Consider the following 2,634-nt stretch of genomic DNA (forward strand, 5'->3'; position numbering starts at 1 on the left):
ACTGCTGCTGGGATTGCTGTAGTTGTTCTTGCAGGCGATCGCGTTCCGTTTCTAGTTGTTGGTACTGTTGCTGGGATTGCTGTAGTTGTTCTTGCACGCGATCGCGTTCTGTTTCTAGTTGCTGTAGTTCTTTACGAATCTGTTGTTCGTTCTGTTGCGATTCTTCCAACTGTTTTTGCACCTGGGAACGCTGCTGTTGCTCTTGCTGTAACTCCTGCTGCGACTCCTCCAACTCCTGTTGTACCTGCTGGCGCTTTTGCTGCTCTTGCTGTAGCTGTTCCTGCGATTTTTCCCACTGCTGCTGCTTTTCTTGCACCTCGGAACGTACCTTCTCTACCTCTTGCTGCTTCTCTTGCAACTGTACGTAGGTATCTGCCAAATCTCCTTGTACCCCATCAAGCTTAAACTCCCACTCCTCCAACTTCTCCCGCGTCTCGTTCAGTTCCGACTTGACCTGTTTACATTCTTCCTGCTCTTGCTGGCGTTCCTGCTGTACCTTCTCCAGCTGCGATTTGGTTTCTTGCAACTCCTGACGCACCCGTTCCAACTCTGCCTGAGAACTTTCCCACTCTTGTTGAGAAGGATTGGCTTGCAACGCCTGCAACTGCTGCCTCAAATCCGCCAACAAATCGTCTTGACCGTCCACATACAGCGAACCAATGCCCACTTCTGCTAACTCTACATCCGCAGCCACCGCCAAAAAATACTTCGGTTCTTCCAACTCGCAAACCTGACGGCGTACCTGCATATCCTCTCCCGTATACGCCAACCAATCTTGCTGCTGGCTGTGGCGCATGGGAAACACAAATGACCCTGTCGCCAACCGCTGACCGTACAACTTCACCTGCTGAAAATAGCGATTCAGCAAACTCAACAACTGATAGTCGTACAATTCCTTCACGTGAAACGGATTGCTAGATTCCGCCTTTTCTGTATACACCACCGGATTCGGCGACGACACCACCAACTTGCCTCCCGGCTTGAGAATCCGCTTTACCTCCCGCATCATTTCCTCATGCTGTTCGTGATGCTCGATGGTTTCAAAACAAGTCACCACATCCACCGATTCCCCCGGCAACGGAATGGCATCGCAAGCCCCCACCAAAAACTCTACATTGCCACCATCGCCATATTTCTGTGCCGCCTGCGTCACGCACTCGCGATCGATATCCACACCCACCACCGACTCTGCCACCTGTGCCAGTAGCGCCGCACCGTAGCCTTCTCCACAACCCAAATCCAACACCGACTTTCCGCACACCAGCTCTCGCGCCAGCGCGTATCGATGTAAATGTTCGTAGCGAATTTCTCCACCTAGAGAGGGTACGTAGCGTTCTATGGCCATCGGTTGCTAATCCTTCAGCAGTTGCATACACAATATCGATCGCCGCTAGTTTAGCATAAACAAAGGCAAACTCAGCAATTGTATTGGCTTTCATCTAAAAATGTGTTTTCGCCACACCATTCCATCAAAAAGCTTGCCCAAACATACAGAGAAACGCAGTTGCCAATCTACTAAAACGCGACGTTATCTAGCAAAATCGATCGAACGCGCTCTTTATACCTTGCACAACAGATCAAGAACGCGATCGCCAGCCGACCACCAAAACGCGATCGACCTCTTTACCAATAGACGGAAAAACGCGATCGCTAGCCGACCACGAAAATGCACTTTTTATATCTGGCACAACAGATCAAAAACGCGATCGCCAAAGATATGGAACAAAAATCGCTTTCACCTGTCGCTACCCTTATTCAGAATTCTAGCTAAAATTTACGGTTCCACAGACAAACAATCCGGAAAAAAATAGCAGTGGAAAAATCAGACTTGTATTTTTTGAGCAATTCCCCTACATTGAGGCTCAGAAATGGAAATTTATCGCTAATTACTAAGCATGGCCGCTTATGTCCCTCCATATTTTCAAAAAGGCTTTTCGCAGCTTACGACAAAATAACTTTCACCAACATCGCTTCGGAGGATGGTTGAAATGGCTGCTGCCCGGCTTGTTCGTAAAGCGTTGGTTGCTCGTCAGTGCTGCGGGAGTCTTGCTGACCAGTTTGGGAATTGCCATTTGGGTCAATTTAACACCAATCTTTCACATCATCCAGTTTGTAGAAACCGTTTTAGCCCAAATCACCTCCGTCATTCCCAGCTACGTCAGCGGTCCGATAGCCATGATTCTGGGATTGCTGCTGGTTTTTTGGGGGCAAACCCGTACCTTTGGTTCCATCACCGAAGTCTTGCATCCCGACGGCGATGAAGAATTGGTAGACATGCTGCTAACTCACCGCCGCCTGCACAAAGGTCCGAAAATTGTCGCTATCGGTGGGGGAACCGGTCTTTCCACCTTGCTGCGGGGACTCAAACAGTATAGCGCCCATATTACTGCTGTAGTAACCGTAGCTGACGACGGCGGGTCTTCCGGTCGCTTGCGTCGGGAAATGGGCGTATTACCGCCTGGCGATTTGCGCAACTGCATTGCAGCTTTAGCAGATGAAGAAAAATTGCTGACGGAGTTGTTTCAATACCGGTTTCGCAACGGCAAAGGCTTGGAAGGGCACAGTTTTGGCAATCTATTTTTAACCGCCATGTCGGATGTCACCGGCGATTTGGAACAGGGAATTGCCACCAGT

Annotated in this window: 2 protein-coding genes; one reads left to right on the forward strand and one right to left on the reverse strand. The window is 49.5% G+C overall.

The window, feature by feature from the left end; translation table 11 throughout:
• Positions 1–1,345, reverse strand: a 1,345-nt coding sequence (locus tag AS151_RS16070; protein ID WP_071518085.1) for a class I SAM-dependent methyltransferase, incomplete at its 3' end; no start/stop codon positions are given.
• A 560-nt stretch (positions 1,346–1,905) separates the two neighbouring features.
• On the opposite strand from AS151_RS16070, the gene AS151_RS22865 reads away from it, so the two are divergent.
• A partial coding sequence (locus tag AS151_RS22865; protein WP_139240696.1) for a gluconeogenesis factor YvcK family protein occupies positions 1,906–2,634 on the forward strand: 729 nt, incomplete at its 3' end.

The organism is Geitlerinema sp. PCC 9228, from assembly GCF_001870905.1.
Classification (GTDB): Bacteria; Cyanobacteriota; Cyanobacteriia; order Cyanobacteriales; family PCC-9228; genus PCC-9228.